The sequence below is a fragment of the Amycolatopsis sp. NPDC049253 genome (assembly GCF_040678995.1).
In the GTDB taxonomy this organism is placed as follows: Bacteria; Actinomycetota; Actinomycetes; order Mycobacteriales; family Pseudonocardiaceae; genus Amycolatopsis.
Genome location: NZ_JBFAQX010000017.1, coordinates 157,567 through 173,422 on the forward strand (window position 1 = coordinate 157,567; position 15,856 = coordinate 173,422).

Genomic DNA, 15,856 nt, shown 5'->3' on the forward strand with positions numbered 1-15,856 from the left:
CGTCCCGGCCCCGGTCCCCGGGCGCCCTTCCGCGAAAGGACTCCCATGTACCGCAAGGACGGCGAGAGCTACTTCATCGTCGACAGCCACGTGCACTTCTGGGACGGCTCTCCCGCCAACCAGGCCAACCGGTACGGCAAGGGCTTCATCGAGTGCTTCTACGACCACCACCGCACCCTCAGCCCCGCCGAGTGGCTGTGGTCGCTGGAGAAGTTCGGCAAGTACTCCGAGGAGACGCTGATCGACGACCTGTTCACGACGGGCTACGTGGACAAGGCCATCTTCCAGCCGACCTACCTCACCGAGTTCTACGTCAACGGGTTCAACACGACCGAGCAGGACGGGGCCGTCGCGGAGAACAACCCCGGCAAGTTCATCGTCAACGGCGCCTTCGACCCTCGCGACCGCGAGGCCGGGCTGGACAAGCTCGAAGCACTGGCCGAGCGGTGGGACCTCAAGGGCGTGAAGCTGTACACGGCGGAGTGGAAGGGCGAGTCGAAGGGCTGGCAGCTGTCGGACCCGTGGGCCTACCGCTACCTCGAGAAGTGCGAGCAACTGGGGATCCGCAACGTCCACATCCACAAAGGACCGGCGATCGAGAGGAGTGAGCGGGCCTCGGCCGACGTCGCCGACATCGACGACGCGGCCGGCGCGTTCCCGAACCTGAACTTCGTCGTCGAGCACGTGGGCCTGCCCCGGTTCGAGGACTTCTGCTGGATCGCCACGCGGGAGCCCAACGTCTACGCCTGCCTCGCCGTGGCGATGCCGTTCATCCACACGCGGCCGCGCTACTTCGCCCAAGTCGTGGGCGAGCTGTTGTACTGGCTCGGGGAGAACCGCATCACCTTCGCCAGCGACTACGCGATCTGGCAGCCGAAGTGGCTCGTCGAGTCCTTCGTGGACTTCGAGTTCCCGGAGGACATGCAGGGCGACTACGGCACGCTGACCACCGACGCGAAGAAGAAGATCCTCGGCCTCAACGCCGCGCAGCTCTACGGCCTCGAAGTGCCCGCGGAGGTGACCGCCGGGATGGCCGGTGCCCGCGCGGCCACCGGTACGGGTTCGAAGGTCCCGGCATGACCGCGGCGACGGCGGAGACGCTGACCAGCAGGGTGTGGCGCGCCCTGGCCGACGTGGTGGACCCCGAGTTCCACGAGCCGATCACGGACCTGGGGTTCGTGGCCGGTGTCCACGTGCGCCTGCACAACGACCGCGGCCACTCGGTTTCGGTGCGGCTGCGGCTGCCCGCGTACTTCTGCGCGCCCAACTTCGCGTACCTGATGGTGGCCGACGCGCACGACGCGGTGCTGGGCCTGCCGAGCGTCGACACGGTCGACATCGTGCTGGAGGGCCGTCGCGCCGGCGACGAGGTCACCGCCGCCGGTTTCGGCGGCCCGGTGCCCGAACAGGCCGGTGGTGAGCTCGCCGAGCTGCCGCCGGGGTTCCGGCGCGAGGCGCACCTGGCCTGCATGGAGCGGGCCGTGCGCAAGCTGGTGGACGAGGGCTGGCAGGTCGACGCGCAGCAGTCCCCCGAGCGCGAGAGCCTGCTGCGGTTCGCCAAGGGTGTGCGTGTGTCCATCGAGGACACCACGAAGCCGCGGTACTACCGGACCGGCGACGAGGTGCGAGAGGAGGTACCGTCGTGAAAGCGGTGCAGCTGCGCGGTTACGACCGCACCCCCGAGCTCGTCGAGGTGCCCGACGTCCACGTGCGGGGTCCGCTCGACGTGGTGGTGCGGATCGGCGGCGCCGGCGTGTGCCGCACGGATCTGCACATCATCGAGGGCCAGTGGGCGGAGAAGTCGGGCGTCACGCTGCCCTACACGCTCGGCCACGAGAACGCGGGCTGGGTCGCGGAGATCGGCGAGGGTGTCACGTCGGTGTCGGTGGGCGACCCGGTGATCCTGCACCCGCTCGCCACGTGCGGGCTGTGCAAGGCGTGCCGAGCGGGCGACGACGTCCACTGTGTACAGTCGGCGTTCCCCGGCGTCGACCGCGACGGCGGTTACGCGGAATACCTGCGCACCAACGCGCGGGCTGTGGTGAAGCTGGACTCCTCGCTCGAGCCGGCGGCCGTGGCGGCGCTGGCCGACGCGGGGCTCACCGCGTACCACGCCGCCCGCAAGGCGGCGGCCCACCTGCACCCGGGTGAGCGCGTGGTGTCGATCGGCGCGGGCGGGCTCGGCCACATCGGCATCCAGGTGCTGAAGGCGATCAGCCCCGCCGAGCTGATCGTGGTCGACCGGTCTGCCGACGCGCTGCAGCTCGCGGGCGAGCTCGGCGCCGACCACCTCGTGGTGGCCGACGGCTCGGAAGCCCAGGCGGTGCTCGAGCTCACCGGCGGCGAAGGCGCGGAAGCCGTCGTCGACTTCGTGGGCGAGGGCGGCGCGATCGAAGCCGGCGTGAAGATGCTGCGGCGCGCCGGGAACTACTACGTGGTCGGCTACGGCGGGACGCTGGCGGTGCCGACCATCGACATCATCTCCACCGAAATCAACTTCGTCGGCAACCTCGTCGGGTCCTATTCGGATCTCGCCGAGCTCATGGTGCTCGCCGCGCAAGGAAAAGTCGCGCTGCACACCAGCACGTACGCCCTGACCGACTTCGAGAAGGCGCTCGACGATCTGGACCGCGGCCTCGTCCGCGGCCGCGCGATCCTCGTGCCCTGACCGCCGGCAGGTTCAGCCGCGACCACGACCTCCGTACGGAAAGGACAGACATGGCCAAGGACTTGCGGTTCAACGTCGAAGCGCGCCAGCTGCTGGAGTCGGGCGTGAACGCGCTCGCCGACGCGGTGAAGGTGACGCTCGGCCCCAAGGGACGCAACGCCGTGATCGAGAAGCTCACCGGAGCCCCGACGATCACGAACGACGGCGTCACCATCGCCAAGGAGATCCAGCTGCGCAACCCGTTCGCCAACATGGGCGCGCAGCTGGTGAAGGAGGTGGCGATGAAGACCAACGGCGTGGCGGGCGACGGCACGACCACCGCCACCGTGCTGGCGCAGGCGATCGTGCGCGAAGGGCTGCGTGCGGTCGACGAGGGCGCCAACCCGCAGCTGCTGAAGAACGGCATCCAGAAGGCCGTGCAGCGCGTGGTCGAGGTGCTGCAGGCATCGGCGCGCGAGGTGACCGAGGCGGGCGACCTCGCGCACGTCGCGACGCTTTCGGCCAACAACGACCCGGAGATCGGCGACATCATCGCCGAGGCGATGGGCCGCGTCGGGCTCGGCGGCGTGGTCACCGTGGAGGAGTCGCCCGCGTTCGGGCTGCAGGTGAACTTCGCGGACGGCGTGGAGTTCGACAACGGCTACATCTCGCCGTACATGGCCACCGACAAGGACCGCATGGAGACGGTGTTCGAGGACCCGTACATCCTGCTCACCAACGAGAAGATCTCAAAGGTGCAGACGCTGATGCCGGTCCTGGAGCAGGTGACCCGCACGCAGAAGCCGCTGGTGATCATCGCGGAGAACGTGGACGGGCCCGCGCTGGGCATGCTCGTGGCGAACAACGTGCACAACACGTTCAAGTCGGTCGTGGTGCGGGCGCCGGGCTTCGGGCACCGCCGCATCGCGGAGCTGTCCGACCTCGGCGTGTTCACCGGCGGCGAGGTCGTCACCGGCGACGCGGGACAGAGCATCGACGCGGTGCGCCTCGGGCAGCTGGGCCGCTGCCGGCGCATCACCATCACCGAGAGCAGCACCACGCTCGTCGGCGGTGCCGGCAACGAAACCGCGGTGTCCGCGCGGATCGAGCAGATCAAGCGGGAGCTGGAACGCGCCGAGAACGAGCACGACCAGGACAGCCTGCAGGCACGCATCGCGCGGCTCTCGGGCAGCGTCGCGGTGATCCACGTCGGCGCGGCCACCGAGGTCGAGCTGCGGGAGAAGCAGCACCGCGTGGAGGACTCCCTGTCGGCCACGCGCGCCGCGATCGAGGAGGGCATCGTCGCCGGCGGCGGCACCGCCCTGGTCCAGGCCCGCGCCGAAGTCGACAGCCTCGACCTCACCGGCGACGCCGCCGTGGGCCGCGATATCGTCCGGCGTGCACTGGTCGAGCCCCTGCGCTGGATCGCCATCAACGCCGGCTACGACGGCGACGAGGTGCTGGAAGCCGTCGGCTCCTCCGCCCCGGGGCACGGCTTCAACGCCCTCACGGGTGAGTACGGCGACATGTTCGAGGCCGGCGTCATCGATCCCCTCAAGGTGACCCGCTCGGCCCTGCAGAGCGCGGCTTCCATCGCGGCCCTCCTGCTGACCACGGAGACGCTCGTGGTGGAGGAGATCGTCCAGAACCCGGGCGCCATCGTGGCTCCCGGCTTCGGCGACCTCGCCGAGGGCATGGTGCGGCCGTCCAACATCTACTGACCGGCCGGCCGGGCGCTGCTTGCTCGACGGGACCGGGAGCGGAACCGGTTTCGGTCCCGTCGAGCGAGCGGCACGGTGCTGGTGTGGCGTGGCAAGCCGGCTGGTCGAGCGGCAGGGTGCCTCGCCGATCGGCAAGCGCGGTGCGGAACGGGTTCTTGCCGACGACTCCGGCAACGAGCCGCCGGAACCGGCGGGTTGCCCTGACACACCGGCGACCCGTTTGGCAACTTGCCATGTCGAACGGCATCCCGCCACCGGATCCGTCGCGTGCCAGGGGCCATGGGACCAGGCCGCACCCACTGGCAAACCACGACGGCGGATCACCAGTTGCCGGAACGGCGTGACAGCCAGCCACGCCATGGGCAAGCCGCCACGGCAAGCGCAAGGCGCCATGGCAGCAGCAAGGCGCACGGCAAGGGCAAGTCGCCACAGCCATGGCAACCAGCCACCGCCAACGGCAAATCGCCATCGCCATGGCGAGGCGTCGCGCCAACGGCACGGCGCCACGAGTACGGCAAGTCGCCGTGGCAAGACCGAAAACCCACGGCAACCGACCGACGGAACGGCAAGGTGCCACACCCAGTGGCAAGTGGACCGTCCGACCAGCCGGTTGCCAGGGCAACCCGCCACCGCGATGGCAGGTTGCCGGTATCGATGGCAAGTCCGTACCAATGGCAAGTCCGGTACCGATGGCAAGTGAGGCAGCCGTGGCAACGGCAGCCGGGGCGAGGACCCAGCCCCGGCGAACCCGGACTCGGTTCCCGGCGCGGGACGCCCGCCGGGGGCCGCGGCCGGTCGTGAGTACGGGTGGTCGCGGCGCCCGGCTCACGCCCGGTCACGAGGCAGCGTGGCCTCGTGCGCCGTCTGTGCCCCGTTCGGAGGACAGCATGATCTTCATCGTCGTCAAGTTCACCGTCCGGCCCGAGCGGAGCGAGGACTGGCTCGGCCTGGTCGACGACTTCACCCTCGCCACCCGGCGCGAGCCCGGGAACCTGTTCTTCGAGTGGTCGCGCAGCGTCGACGTGCCTCACCAGTTCGTGCTGGTCGAGGCGTTCGCCGACCCCGAAGCCGGCCGCGCGCACGTGAAGTCGCCGCACTTCGCGGAGGCGATGGCGTGGATGCCCGACGTCATCGCCCGTACCCCGGAGATCGTCAGCCTGGACGCCCCCGGCGCCGGCTGGAGCCCGATGGGCGAGCTCCGCATCGACTGACCGCTCCCACCCCAAGGCCGGACGGGTCCGGACCGCCGCGACGGGTCCGGACCTGTCCGGCCGAATCACCGGGAAACCGCCGGGGAAATCGCCCGGCGAATCACCCGAGAAATCCCCGGAAGACCGGCCGGCGAATCACCCGAGCAAATCCCCCGGGCATCCCGTCAGCGCTTTCTGCCCCGCCGGTGCCGCGTCGCGCGGGTGAGGATCCACGCCAGCGAGACGACCATCCCGCCCACCGCGAGGCCCCAGGCGGTGACGTCCACGGCGGGCACCCACGTGACCTCCGAGCCGCGGATGACGAACGCTCCCGTGGGGCGGGCGAAGAGCCCGAAGCCCACGCCTTCCTTGTCCTGCGCCTCCTGCCCACCGCCCCCGCCGCCGGTCACCATGGCGGCCGGGATGACAACGATGCCATCCTTCTCGACCGGGTCGCCGTAGACGCGTTGCGCCGTGTACAGCTCCGCTGTGGACGCGGTGATGTCCTTGAGTCCCATGTGGTCTCTCCTTCTTCGAGTCGCTGCCTGTCACGATCCTCGTCGATTACAACGTCCGGGTGAAGTCCCTGGCCACGACGGCTCACGTTGTTAGCGTGGACGCCGCTGACTCGACGGACGGTGGGGACATGACAGCATCCGTGCAGGAGCAGACCAGCACACCACGAAGAACGACCGAGGGGGTGAAATCGTTGTCCCGCAAGGAAGAGCCGGGTTTGGCGTGGAGCATCGCGCTCACGACGGCGCTGGGCTTCGCGTGGGCGGCCGAGGTGGGGGTCGGTGTCGGAGTGAGCATCGGGAACCTCGTCACGGGGAACACGCGCAAGCCGCTCCCCCGCTGAAAAACCGCGAATAGACCACTGAACCTCTTTCGCCGCAACGGAAATCGGATCCAGCCGAGGAGCGGCACATGCTCATCGTCGCCGGGCACCTCGTCGTCGACCCCGGCCGGCGCGAGCCCTATCTGGCGGGCTGCGTGAGCGTGGTCGAGCAGGCCCGCGACGCGCCCGGCTGCCTCGGCTTCTCCCTCACCGCGGACCTGGTGGACCCCGGCCGCATCGTCGTCTACGAGCGCTGGGAGTCGCGCGCGGCCGTCGAGGCGTTCCGGGGCAGCGGCGCCGGCGACGAGCAGAACGCCGAGATCCTCGCCGCCGAGGTGGCCGAGTACGACGTCGCCGGCGTGCGCCCGCTGACCTGACCGGGCACCTAGGACCAGATCGTCACGTACACCGGCGGCCGGAACCGCGAAGGCGGCACGCCGCTGCCCGGCGCGCGCATCACGTGCATCGCCGCCGGCGTCGTCAGGAAGTGCCGCAGCGAGTTAGCGGCACCCGTGCGGCGGTCGGTCGGCAGCGTCGTCACGTACCAGCACGTCGACATGGGCGTGTGGCGCGTCGGCACCACGGCGAGCTCGTGGCGGCGCAGCTGCGGCGCCACGAGGTGCTCCAGCGCCACCGACACCCCGCCCCCGCTGGCGGCCGCCGACCACGCGGCCGTCTGGTTCGGGAAGACCTGGATCGCGTCGTCGGGCACGCCGAGGCGGGCCAGCAGCCGGCCGGTGTCGCTGCCCGGGTCTGCGCCGGCCGGGTCGAGCAGCCACGGCCAGTGGGCCGGGCTGCCCTGGTGGCGGCAGTGCGGCGAGCCGACCACGACGAGTGACGCGCGGAAGATCGGCGTGCAGTCGAGGTCACCGGCGTCGCCGGTCACGTCGGGGCCCAACGCCACGTCGGCCAGCCGGTTGGTGATGAGCACCGGCAGCTCGGCCGTGCGCGCGAGCCCGGACGACGCGTCGATGGCGTTGCCGGATCTTCGCGTGAACGCCTCCAGTAGCGGGTTGGCCACGAACTCCGCGATCTCGCTGGTCACCGCCAGCTGCAAGCGCGCCGCGACGCCGTTGGCCTGGCGCACGGCGGCGTCGGCCTCCGCACCGAGGGCCACCATCTGCGACGCGATGGGCAGCAGCCGGCTGCCGCCCGCGGTCAGCGTCATGCCGCCGGAACGCTTGATGAGCAGCTTGTCGCCGTGGTGCTGGCGCAGCGCGGCCAGCGCCTGCGACACCGCGGGTTCGCTCACGCCGAGCGCCTTCGCGGCGTCGGTGACCGACCCCAGCCTTGCCACCAGGACGAACGCGTTGAGCTGGCCCAGTGTCATGGTCAAATACTCTCGGTAACCCCGGATCCTGGACAATACTCCTTAAGCAAAGGGTTAATCCAGCGCCGGACAACCGCGCGCGCGGTGTTGACTCGCCCCATGGACGACGAAGCGCTGCAAGTCCTGCGCGAGGTCTGGCGTGCCCACGGCCAGGACGCCGACGAGCTGGAAGCGGCCTGCGGGCCCCAGCGCTCGTGCAAGAGCATGTCGGCCGTGGGGTTCGACGGGCTCGCCGAGAACGGCGACCTGCACACGGCGTGGCACGACCAGCTCGCCCGCGAGGGGAAGCTGAAGCCCGGCACGAGCACGGTGCGTGACCTCGTGCTCGGCGCGGACGAGCAGTCGTAGCGGGATGGCCGACCCGGACACCGTCGCGGGGCTCACCGCCGCCCTGCGTGACGGCGCGTACCTCGCCGACCGCGGCCTCGCCACCGCACTGCTGGTCGGGCTGCGGCTGCACCGGCCCGTGCTGCTCGAAGGCGAGGTCGGCGTCGGCAAGACCGAGGTCGCCAAGACGCTCGCCGCCGTGCTCGGCCGCCGCCTCATCCGGCTGCAGTGCTACGAGGGCATCGACACCGCCCAGGCCCTCTACGAATGGGACTACGCCCGCCAGCTGCTGCGCATCCGCGCGCTGCAGGACCACCAGGCCGAGTCCGGCGAGGTGGTCGAGCAGCTGTTCGGTCCCGAGTTCCTCGTCGAACGGCCGCTGCTGGCCGCCGTCCGCGCGGGCGCCGGCGCCGTGCTGCTCGTGGACGAGATCGACCGCGCCGACGACGAGTTCGAGGCCTTCCTGCTCGAGCTGCTGTCGGACTTCCAGGTCACCGTGCCCGAGATCGGCACCATCGTGGCGCCCAGCCCGCCGCTCGTGGTCCTGACCTCCAACCGCACCCGCGAGCTGCACGACGCGCTCAAACGCCGCTGCCTCTACCACTGGCTCGGCTACCCTGCCGCGGACCGCGAGCTGGAGATCGTGCTCGTGCGCGAACCCGGCGTCGAAGAGACCCTGGCCCGTCAGGTCGTGGCCGCCGTGCGCCGGCTGCGGGAGCTGGACCTCGCCAAGCCGCCCGGGGTCGCGGAGACCATCGACTGGGCTCGCATGCTGCGGTTCCTCGGCGAGCGCACGCTCGACGAACGCTCCGCCGGCGACACGCTCGGCGCCATCGTGAAAGACCGCGACGACCTCGACGTGGTGCGGGCGCACCTCGCGGAACTCGCCTCCGGTGGCTGAGCTCACCCGCGTGCTGGTGGGTTTCGCGCGGGCCCTGCGCGAAGCCGGGCTGCCCGTGGGTTCCGGCGACGCGCTCGGCTGCTGCCGCGCGATGACGGTCCTCGACACCACCGACCTCGCCGACCTCTACTGGGGCGGCCGCACCACGCTGCTGAAGCGCCACGAAGACCTTCCCCGCTACGACGAGACGTTCCGCCGCTACTTCCTCGGCGCGGGCGAGTCGCCGGCGGCGGTGCTCACGATCCTCGCCGAGTCGGGCGTCGACGCCACGCTGGCGCTGCCCGAACCCGAACGCACCGGAGAAGAACACGAGACCGACACCCTCCTCGGGCTCACCGCGTCCGATGTGGACAGTCTGAAACGCAAGTCCTTCGGCACCTGCACGCCTGAAGAGCTCGCCGCGATCCGCCGCATCATGGCGCGCCTGCGCCTCACCCCGCCGAGCCGGCGGACGCGCCGCACCCGGCCCGCCCGCAAGGGCCACGAACCGGACTTGCGCCGCACGGTCCGCGACTCGCTGCGGACGTTCGGCGAGCCCCGCGCGCTGCGGTGGCGCGAACGCCGCGTGCGGCTGCGGCCGCTGATCCTCGTCCTCGACGTCTCCGGCTCCATGGCCGGCTACTCCCGCACGCTCCTGCAGTTCGCCTACTCCGCACGCCGCGCCGCGGCGAAGGTCGAGGTGTTCTGCTTCGGCACCCGCCTCACGCGGATCACCGACCAGCTCGGCACCCGCGACGCCGACGAGGCCCTGGCGCGAGCGGCCGAGGCCGTGGTCGACTGGGAGGGCGGCACCCGCATCGGCGCCGCGCTCGACGAGTTCGTGCGCACCTTCGGCCGGCGCGGCCGCTGCCGCGGCGGCGTGGTCGTGATCTGCTCCGACGGGTTCGACCGCGGTGACCCGGAGGTGCTGGCGAAGGCGGTGGAGCGGCTTTCCCGGCTGTGCCACCGGCTGGTGTGGACGAACCCGCACGGCGGTGCGCTCGGCGCGGCGCCGCTCGGGATGAGGATCGCCGCGCCGTACGTGGACCTGCTGGTGGCCGGCCACGACCTGCGCAGCCTGGAGGAGCTCGCGGCAGCGCTGCCACGGGCTCGGTGAGGAGCACCGGCGATGCGGTGGAGCGTGGGGATCGAAGCGGACGGCGACCGCGTGTTCACGCGCGAGGAGATCGTGAGCCTGGCCGACGCGGTCGCGGCGTCGGGCGGGATCGCCAGCGGGATCGGCACCATGAGCTACGGCGCACGCCTGCTCGTCGAGGCGCCCGACCGCGAGAAGGCGATCACGCTCGCCACGGCCGAGTTCCGCCGCGCGGCGAAGGAGGCCGGGCTGCCGTCGTTGCCGGTCGGGCGGGTCGAGGCCGTGGGCGAAGACGAGTGATCCGCCTCGGCCCGGCTTCCGGGTACCCGTTCGAGGGCCCCCGCCTGCTCGGCGGGTGGGCGCCGCCCGCCGTCGCCGCGGTGTACGCCGTGCTCTACCGCCCCGAACCCGAAGCCCGGCCCGATCGGTACGCCGTGATCTACGTCGGCCACACCGGCGACCTGTCCCGGGCGGACCTGCCGTTCCGCCACCCGCGCGCGCAGTGCTGGATCGCGCGCGCGGGTTCCCGGTGGAAGGTCCACATCTGCACCTACGAGGTCCCCGGCGGCCTGCCCGCGCACCGCGAGCAGATCGTCCGCGAGCTCACCGCCGTCTACCACCCGCGCTGCAACGAAACGCAGTTCGACCACAGCTGGGCCGAGGAGTGGATCGGCCACGAACGCTGAGGCGCCCCTCTCATCCTCCACGGATGAGGCCGGGCCGCTCGGTCGGCGGCGACGATGCTCCCGGACACGACCGGAGCCCGCGCGGCGCCGTGACGGAGCTGGAGGCAGGGATGACATCGACATCCACCGAGCCGCCGCTGGCCGACGTCCTCGTGATCTTCGGGATCACCGGCGACCTGGCGAAGGTGATGACCTTCCGTTCGCTCTACCGCCTCGAGGCCCGCGGCCTGCTCACCTGTCCCGTCGTCGGGGTGGCCGCCGACGACTGGACACTCGATCAGCTCGTCGAACGGGCGCGGTCGTCGATCGAAGCGACCGGAGACCTCGACAAGGCGGTCTTCGACCGGTTCGCCGCCAGGCTGTCCTACGTCAGCGGCGACTTCACCGATCCGGCCACCTACGACCGGATCGGAGCCGCCGTCCACGGCGCCGCGACACCGGTGTTCTACCTGGAGATCCCGCCGTTCCTGTTCGCCCGCGTGGTCAAGGGGCTGTCCGAGGCCGGGCTGACCACCGGCGCCCGGCTCGTCATCGAGAAGCCGTTCGGCCACGACCAGCAGTCCGCGCGTGCGCTCGCCGACGAGCTGCACCAGTTCGTCGACGAGGCGCAGCTGTTCCGGGTCGACCACTACCTGGGAAAAATGGGGCTGCAGGAGATCCTCCACCTGCGTTTCGCCAACGCCGTGCTCGAGCCGCTGTGGAGCCGAAACTACCTCGAGTGCGTGGAGATCACGATGGCGGAGAGCTTCGGCGTCGAGGACCGCGGTCACTTCTACGACCCGGTCGGCGCGTTGCGCGACGTCGTCGTCAACCACCTGATGCAGGTGGTCGCGGCCGCCGCGATGGAGCCGCCGTCACGGGGCGACCCGGTGACGCTCAAGGAGTCGCAGGTCGGTCTGTTCCGCGCGGTGGTGGAAGCGAATCCGGCCCACTACGTACGCGGGCAGTACCGCGGCTACCTCGACATCGACGGCGTTCCGCGCGACTCGGCCACCGAGACGTTCGCGGCGCTGGGCCGGCGTGCCGTTCTTCATCCGGACCGGCAAGCGGCTGCCGGTGACGCAGACCGAGCTGCGGCTGGTGTTCAAGCGCCCGCCCAAGCTGGGGTTCGGGCTGATCGGCCACGCGGCGCAGCCGAACCAGCTCGTCCTGAGGCTCGACCCGTCGACCGGGGTCCGGATCCAGGTCGACGCGTTCCGCGCCGACGTGGCCCGCATCGCGCCGATCGAGCTCGACATGGAGTTCGCGGACGAGGGCGGCGAAGGTCCGACACCGTACGAGGTTCTGCTCCACGCGGCCATGATCGGGAACAGCACCCGGTACTCCCGCCAGGACGGCGTCGAGGAGACCTGGCGGGTCATGCAGCCGCTGCTCGACGCCCCGCCGCCGGTGCAGGCCTACGAACCCGGAACCTGGGGGCCGGCCGCGGCCCAGGAGATCACGGCCGGGTTCGGCGGCTGGCGCACGCCCTGGACCTCCCGCTGACCGGGCCCGGCCGAGCCGCGCCGGTGGCCGGCCGCCGGCGCGGAGTGGTTCCGAGCCGTCCTCGTCGTCAACGGCCGGCCGGCGTCGCGGCGTCGCCCCGGTCGAGAGAGATGTGCGGAACGTCCGCGTCGTCGTCTTCCCACACGACGCGGTGCGGTTTCGTGGACCACTCGACGATCGCGGCGTGGTCGCGCTCGAAGTAGTCCCACGCCCACGACATGAAGGCGTCGACCTTGCTGTGCACCCCGCTCAGCAGCATCGCGTGGACGCCGAGCCAGGCGGCGAACGCGAGGGGCCCGTCGACCTGGTGGCGGTGCTTGCCGACCTCGGCGACGGCGGCGTTGCGGCCGATCATGGCCATGATGCCCTTGTCCTTGTACTGAAACGGTTTCGCGGGCTGTCCGGCTCGCCGGCGCAGGATGTTGCCGGCGGCCCATTCGCCGGACTGCTGGGCCACCGAGCCCAGTTGCGGCAGCGTCCCGTGATGCCGCGCCGGGATGTTGGCCGCGTCTCCGATCGCATACACGTCCGGGTGTCCGGCGACCGTTAGGTCGGGCAGCACGTCGACCCGCCCGCCACGGCCGGTCCCGAGCTCGGCGGCGGCCTGCACGACAGGCGCCGCCGACTCGCCGCCGCCCCAGATGACGGTGCGGGTGCGGATCGTGGTGCCGTCGTCGAGCTCCACCCGGTCGGCGTGCACCGCCGCGACTCCCGTGTCCAGCCGGGGCTCGGCGCCGCGCTCGGTGAGGCGCTTGTGGGCGTACTGGTGCGACCGGTGGGAGAAGGCGCCGAGCAGCCTGCTGCCGCGGTCGACCAGGAAGATCCGTGGCGAGGGCGGGATCCGCTCCTGGGCCGCGAGGGCGGTCATCAGCTCGGTGAGCGCGCCGGTGATCTCGACGCCGGTCGGGCCGCCGCCCACGACGACGATGTCGAGAGCGTCGTCGCCGAGCCGTTTTTCCGAGACCTCCCGCACCAGGTCCTGTACGTGCAGCCGGAGTCGCACGGCGTCGGCCACGGAGTAGAGCGGGAACGCGTGCTCCGCGGCGCCCGGGACACCGAAGTACTCGGGCTGCGCACCCGCCGCGATCACCAGGTGCGATCCGCTGACCTGCTCGCCGCCGGACAGGGTCAGCCCAAGGCCCGCGACGTCGAGCTCCGTGACGCGCGCGGTGCGGACCTCGACCGTCGGGTGGTCGCGGAAGATCACCCGGTGCGGGCGCGCGATGTCTTCCGCGGGCAGCTGTGCGGTCGCGACCTGGTACAGCATTGGCTGGAACTGGTGGTAATCGTTGCGGTCCACCAGCGTCACGCCGATGCCCTCGTCGCCGAGCTTCCGGGCACACGCGACGCCCGCCAGTCCGCCGCCCAGCACCACGACGTTCCGGTCCCCGGCTCGCCGCGCGGTCACAGCGACAGCTCCGCCATGAAGTCGGACAGGATGATCCGGCTCGCCGCCTGGATCAGGGCGAGGTGCGAGAAGGCCTGGGGGAAGTTGCCGAGGTGCCGCGCCCGGTCGACCTCGAACTCCTCCGCGTACAGCCCCAACGGCGACGAGATCCGCAGCAGGCGCTCCAGCAGGCTGGTCGCCCGGTCCATCTCGCCGACCATGGCGAGCGCGGAGACCAGCCAGAACGAGCAGATCAGGAACGTGCCTTCCTTTCCGGACAGCCCGTCGTCGGTCTCGTCGGTCTTGTAGCGCAGGACGTAGCCGTTCTCGGTCAGCTCGTCGGCGATCGCGTCCACCGTCTTGCGCATGCGTTCGTCGGTGCCCGGCAGGAAGCCGAACAACGCGGCGAGCAGCGTCGAGGCGTCGAGCGCGTCGGTGTCGTAGTGCTGCCGGAACACGCCCCGTTCGCTCACGCCGTTCTCGAGGATGTCCGCGCGGATCTCGTCGGCCGTTTTGCGCCACTGGCTCGCGAGCTCGTCGTCGTCGCGGATGTTCGCGAGCTTGGCGGCCCGGTCGAGCGCCACCCAGCCCATCAGCTTCGACGACACGTAGTGCTGCGGCTTGCCGCGCGCCTCCCAGATGCCCTGGTCCGGATCGCGCCACACCGCGGTCGCGGCCGCGGCCTGCGACTGGACGAGTGGCCAGAGCCGGCGCGGCAGGTGCTTGCTCCTGGCGGTGTGCAGCAGCAGCGAGTCGAGCACCGCGCCGAAGACGTCGTTCTGGCGCTGGTCGAACGCGCCGTTGCCGACGCGGACCGGCCGGGCGCCTTCGTAGCCGCCGAGATCGTCGCGAGTGGACTCGGCCAGGTCGCGGCGGCCGTCGATGCCGTACATGATCTGCAGGCCGCCGTCGGCGTTCGGTTCGAGGTCGCCGACGAACTGCATGAAGTCGCCGGCTTCCCAGTCGAGGTTCAGGTAGTGCAGCGCCTGGAGCGTGAAGGTGGTGTCGCGGATCCAGGTGTAGCGGTAGTCCCAGTTGCGCTCGCCGCCCGGCGCCTCGGGCAACGACGTGGTCAGCGCCGCGACCGTCGCGCCGGTCGGCATGTAGGTCAGGCCTTTGATGGTGAGCGCCGAACGCTCGAGGGAAGGGCGCAGCGGGTGGTCCGGGATGCGGGCCCGGGAGAGCCAGCTGCGCCAGAACTGGACGGTCGCGTCGATCCGGGCTTGCGCCTCCGCGAAATCGGCCGGCGAGGACAGCCTCTCGGCCCACGACAGCGCGCAGAACGCCTTCTCGCCCTTGGTGAGCACGTGCCGGGCCCGCGCGGTGCCGCCCTCGATGCCGATGAGCATGTCGGTGCTCAGCCGGAAGGTCTGGCCGGCGCCGCTCGCGTCGGCGTGGTGGTCGTTACCGTCCATGGTCCAGACGGCCGGCTCCCGCCCGTAGTCGAACGCCGGCTCGCAGACCAGCTCGACCTCCAGTGCGCCTTCGAGGCACTCGACGGTGCGCACGAGCAGGTGGTCGGCGTCGTTGTCGGCGGGCGGCCGGGTGTGGGGCGTGACCGTGTCGTGGCCGCGCCGCGGGCCCATCGTCAGAGCGTCGTGGACCAGCAGCCAGCCGCGTGGCGTGTGCCAGGTGGTGGTCATGACGTTGGTGCCCGGCACGTAGGCGCGCGAGGTCGGCACGTTGATCCCGTAGGGACCGAACCGGAAGGATCCGGCTCCGCGGTCGAGCAGGTTGCCGAAGCTGCTCGGGGCGTCGAACGCGGGCAGGCACAGCCAGTCGACGGACCCGTCGGGCGCCACCAGGGCACCGGTGTGGCAGTCGGACAGGAACGCGTAGTCGGCGATCCGCGGAAAGGGCGAGGTCGTGGCGTTCACGGGAGCTCCTTCACAATCGTGACGCGCGAAGTCGCGGGCCTGCTTCGACGATCGATGGACCGGGCGGCGCGGCAATCACCTTTCGGGGGTGATTGCGGTCCGGCTCAGCCGGCCTCGGTGCCGGCCGCGCGGTCGGCGGCGTCCTCGACACCTTCCTCCGGGAGCAGGCGGCGCTGGTCGAGCACGTAGAGCAGCACGAAGCCGGGCAGCACGATCACCACCGCGACGCCCACAGCGACGAGCAACGCGGTCAAGGTTCCGGTCGGCGCGGCGGCGGCGGAGACGGTGACGCTCTCCGGCAGCAGGTACGGCCACTGGGCCACGCCCCAGCTGAAAATGATGCAGGCCACCGCGACCACGGCGAGCACCCGCGCACCGCGGGCGGCGTCGCG

At 71.2% G+C, this 15,856-nt stretch carries 17 protein-coding genes and 1 pseudogene; 13 read left to right on the forward strand and 5 right to left on the reverse strand.

The genetic code is table 11. From position 1 onward, the window contains the following. Positions 1-45: 45 nt before the first annotated feature. The 5 genes from AB0K15_RS31735 (at position 46) to AB0K15_RS31755 (ending at position 5,579) form a co-directional block, all read left to right on the forward strand. On the forward strand, positions 46-1,080 hold the full coding sequence (locus tag AB0K15_RS31735; RefSeq protein ID WP_364058651.1) for an amidohydrolase family protein: 1,035 nt from the start codon (positions 46-48) through the stop codon (positions 1,078-1,080). Further along, positions 1,077-1,646, forward strand: coding sequence for an iron-sulfur cluster assembly protein (locus AB0K15_RS31740; protein ID WP_364058654.1), 570 nt, complete (start codon positions 1,077-1,079; stop codon positions 1,644-1,646). Before AB0K15_RS31735 ends, AB0K15_RS31740 begins: the two co-directional genes overlap by 4 nt. Beyond that, on the forward strand, positions 1,643-2,668 hold the full coding sequence (locus tag AB0K15_RS31745) for an NAD(P)-dependent alcohol dehydrogenase (RefSeq protein ID WP_364058657.1): 1,026 nt from the start codon (positions 1,643-1,645) through the stop codon (positions 2,666-2,668). The genes AB0K15_RS31740 and AB0K15_RS31745 overlap by 4 nt, the downstream gene beginning before the upstream one ends. A 50-nt stretch (positions 2,669-2,718) precedes the next feature. Next, a complete protein-coding gene (gene groL, locus AB0K15_RS31750; protein WP_364058660.1) occupies positions 2,719-4,368 on the forward strand; it encodes a chaperonin GroEL in 1,650 nt (549 codons plus the stop codon). A gap of 887 nt (positions 4,369-5,255) precedes the next feature. Further along, positions 5,256-5,579 (forward strand): putative quinol monooxygenase, encoded by a 324-nt coding sequence (locus AB0K15_RS31755; protein ID WP_364058663.1) that lies wholly within the window; start codon positions 5,256-5,258, stop codon positions 5,577-5,579. Between the two features lie 164 nt (positions 5,580-5,743). On the opposite strand, the gene AB0K15_RS31760 is transcribed toward AB0K15_RS31755, so the two are convergent. Next, on the reverse strand, positions 5,744-6,076 hold the full coding sequence (locus AB0K15_RS31760) for a hypothetical protein (protein ID WP_364058666.1): 333 nt from the start codon (positions 6,074-6,076) through the stop codon (positions 5,744-5,746). Positions 6,077-6,204: 128 nt separating this feature from the next. Here AB0K15_RS31760 and AB0K15_RS31765 point away from each other — a divergent pair, with 128 nt between their 5' ends. Together AB0K15_RS31765 and AB0K15_RS31770 are read left to right on the forward strand one after the other, a co-directional pair. Continuing rightward, on the forward strand, positions 6,205-6,417 hold the full coding sequence (locus tag AB0K15_RS31765; protein WP_364058669.1) for a hypothetical protein: 213 nt from the start codon (positions 6,205-6,207) through the stop codon (positions 6,415-6,417). A 68-nt stretch (positions 6,418-6,485) separates the two neighbouring features. Then, positions 6,486-6,773: an antibiotic biosynthesis monooxygenase family protein gene (locus tag AB0K15_RS31770; RefSeq protein WP_364058672.1), complete on the forward strand. Its 288-nt coding sequence runs from the start codon at positions 6,486-6,488 to the stop codon at positions 6,771-6,773. Positions 6,774-6,781: 8 nt separating this feature from the next. Here the strand turns inward: AB0K15_RS31770 and AB0K15_RS31775 are convergent, their stop codons facing one another. Further along, positions 6,782-7,726, reverse strand: a complete 945-nt coding sequence (locus tag AB0K15_RS31775; protein WP_364058675.1) for a LysR family transcriptional regulator — start codon at positions 7,724-7,726, stop codon at positions 6,782-6,784. Positions 7,727-7,825: 99 nt separating this feature from the next. On the opposite strand from AB0K15_RS31775, the gene AB0K15_RS31780 reads away from it, so the two are divergent. The 6 genes and pseudogenes from AB0K15_RS31780 to AB0K15_RS31805 all read left to right on the forward strand — a co-directional run bounded on the left by AB0K15_RS31780 (position 7,826) and on the right by AB0K15_RS31805 (position 12,200). Continuing rightward, a complete protein-coding gene (locus tag AB0K15_RS31780; RefSeq protein ID WP_364058678.1) occupies positions 7,826-8,074 on the forward strand; it encodes a hypothetical protein in 249 nt (82 codons plus the stop codon). A 4-nt stretch (positions 8,075-8,078) separates the two neighbouring features. Then, positions 8,079-8,954: a MoxR family ATPase gene (locus AB0K15_RS31785; RefSeq protein WP_364058681.1), complete on the forward strand. Its 876-nt coding sequence runs from the start codon at positions 8,079-8,081 to the stop codon at positions 8,952-8,954. Next, complete coding sequence (locus tag AB0K15_RS31790; RefSeq protein ID WP_364058684.1) at positions 8,947-10,050, forward strand: VWA domain-containing protein; 1,104 nt, start codon at positions 8,947-8,949, stop codon at positions 10,048-10,050. The genes AB0K15_RS31785 and AB0K15_RS31790 overlap by 8 nt, the downstream gene beginning before the upstream one ends. A 12-nt stretch (positions 10,051-10,062) precedes the next feature. Further along, positions 10,063-10,329 carry a hypothetical protein gene (locus AB0K15_RS31795; protein WP_364058687.1) on the forward strand — a complete coding sequence of 89 codons (267 nt, stop codon included), beginning with the start codon at positions 10,063-10,065 and terminating at the stop codon, positions 10,327-10,329. After that, positions 10,326-10,715 carry a hypothetical protein gene (locus AB0K15_RS31800; RefSeq protein ID WP_364058690.1) on the forward strand — a complete coding sequence of 130 codons (390 nt, stop codon included), beginning with the start codon at positions 10,326-10,328 and terminating at the stop codon, positions 10,713-10,715. The genes AB0K15_RS31795 and AB0K15_RS31800 overlap by 4 nt, the downstream gene beginning before the upstream one ends. A gap of 188 nt (positions 10,716-10,903) precedes the next feature. Next, positions 10,904-12,200 (forward strand): annotated as a pseudogene (locus AB0K15_RS31805) (glucose-6-phosphate dehydrogenase (NADP(+))). A gap of 67 nt (positions 12,201-12,267) precedes the next feature. Here the strand turns inward: AB0K15_RS31805 and AB0K15_RS31810 are convergent. The 3 genes from AB0K15_RS31810 to AB0K15_RS31820 all read right to left on the reverse strand — a co-directional run. Then, entirely contained in the window at positions 12,268-13,608 is a 1,341-nt protein-coding gene (locus AB0K15_RS31810) for an NAD(P)/FAD-dependent oxidoreductase (RefSeq protein ID WP_364058693.1), read from the reverse strand. Continuing rightward, positions 13,605-15,464 carry a glycoside hydrolase family 15 protein gene (locus AB0K15_RS31815; RefSeq protein WP_364058696.1) on the reverse strand — a complete coding sequence of 620 codons (1,860 nt, stop codon included), beginning with the start codon at positions 15,462-15,464 and terminating at the stop codon, positions 13,605-13,607. Before AB0K15_RS31815 ends, AB0K15_RS31810 begins: the two co-directional genes overlap by 4 nt. Before the next feature lie 104 nt (positions 15,465-15,568). Beyond that, positions 15,569-15,856: cytochrome d ubiquinol oxidase subunit II (locus AB0K15_RS31820; RefSeq protein ID WP_364058699.1), on the reverse strand; the 288-nt coding region annotated here is incomplete at its 5' end.

What these genes read in the sequence shown, in the direction of transcription:
- AB0K15_RS31760 (WP_364058666.1), bottom strand. Translation starts at nt 6,076, where the DNA reads ATGGGACTCAAGGACATCACCGCGTCCACAGCGGAGCTGTACACGGCG.
- AB0K15_RS31770 (WP_364058672.1), top strand. Translation starts at nt 6,486, where the DNA reads ATGCTCATCGTCGCCGGGCACCTCGTCGTCGACCCCGGCCGGCGCGAG.
- AB0K15_RS31755 (WP_364058663.1), top strand. Translation starts at nt 5,256, where the DNA reads ATGATCTTCATCGTCGTCAAGTTCACCGTCCGGCCCGAGCGGAGCGAG.
- AB0K15_RS31775 (WP_364058675.1), bottom strand. Translation starts at nt 7,726, where the DNA reads ATGACACTGGGCCAGCTCAACGCGTTCGTCCTGGTGGCAAGGCTGGGG.
- AB0K15_RS31785 (WP_364058681.1), top strand. Translation starts at nt 8,079, where the DNA reads ATGGCCGACCCGGACACCGTCGCGGGGCTCACCGCCGCCCTGCGTGAC.
- groL (WP_364058660.1), top strand. Translation starts at nt 2,719, where the DNA reads ATGGCCAAGGACTTGCGGTTCAACGTCGAAGCGCGCCAGCTGCTGGAG.
- AB0K15_RS31795 (WP_364058687.1), top strand. Translation starts at nt 10,063, where the DNA reads ATGCGGTGGAGCGTGGGGATCGAAGCGGACGGCGACCGCGTGTTCACG.
- AB0K15_RS31740 (WP_364058654.1), top strand. Translation starts at nt 1,077, where the DNA reads ATGACCGCGGCGACGGCGGAGACGCTGACCAGCAGGGTGTGGCGCGCC.
- AB0K15_RS31735 (WP_364058651.1), top strand. Translation starts at nt 46, where the DNA reads ATGTACCGCAAGGACGGCGAGAGCTACTTCATCGTCGACAGCCACGTG.
- AB0K15_RS31780 (WP_364058678.1), top strand. Translation starts at nt 7,826, where the DNA reads ATGGACGACGAAGCGCTGCAAGTCCTGCGCGAGGTCTGGCGTGCCCAC.
- AB0K15_RS31765 (WP_364058669.1), top strand. Translation starts at nt 6,205, where the DNA reads ATGACAGCATCCGTGCAGGAGCAGACCAGCACACCACGAAGAACGACC.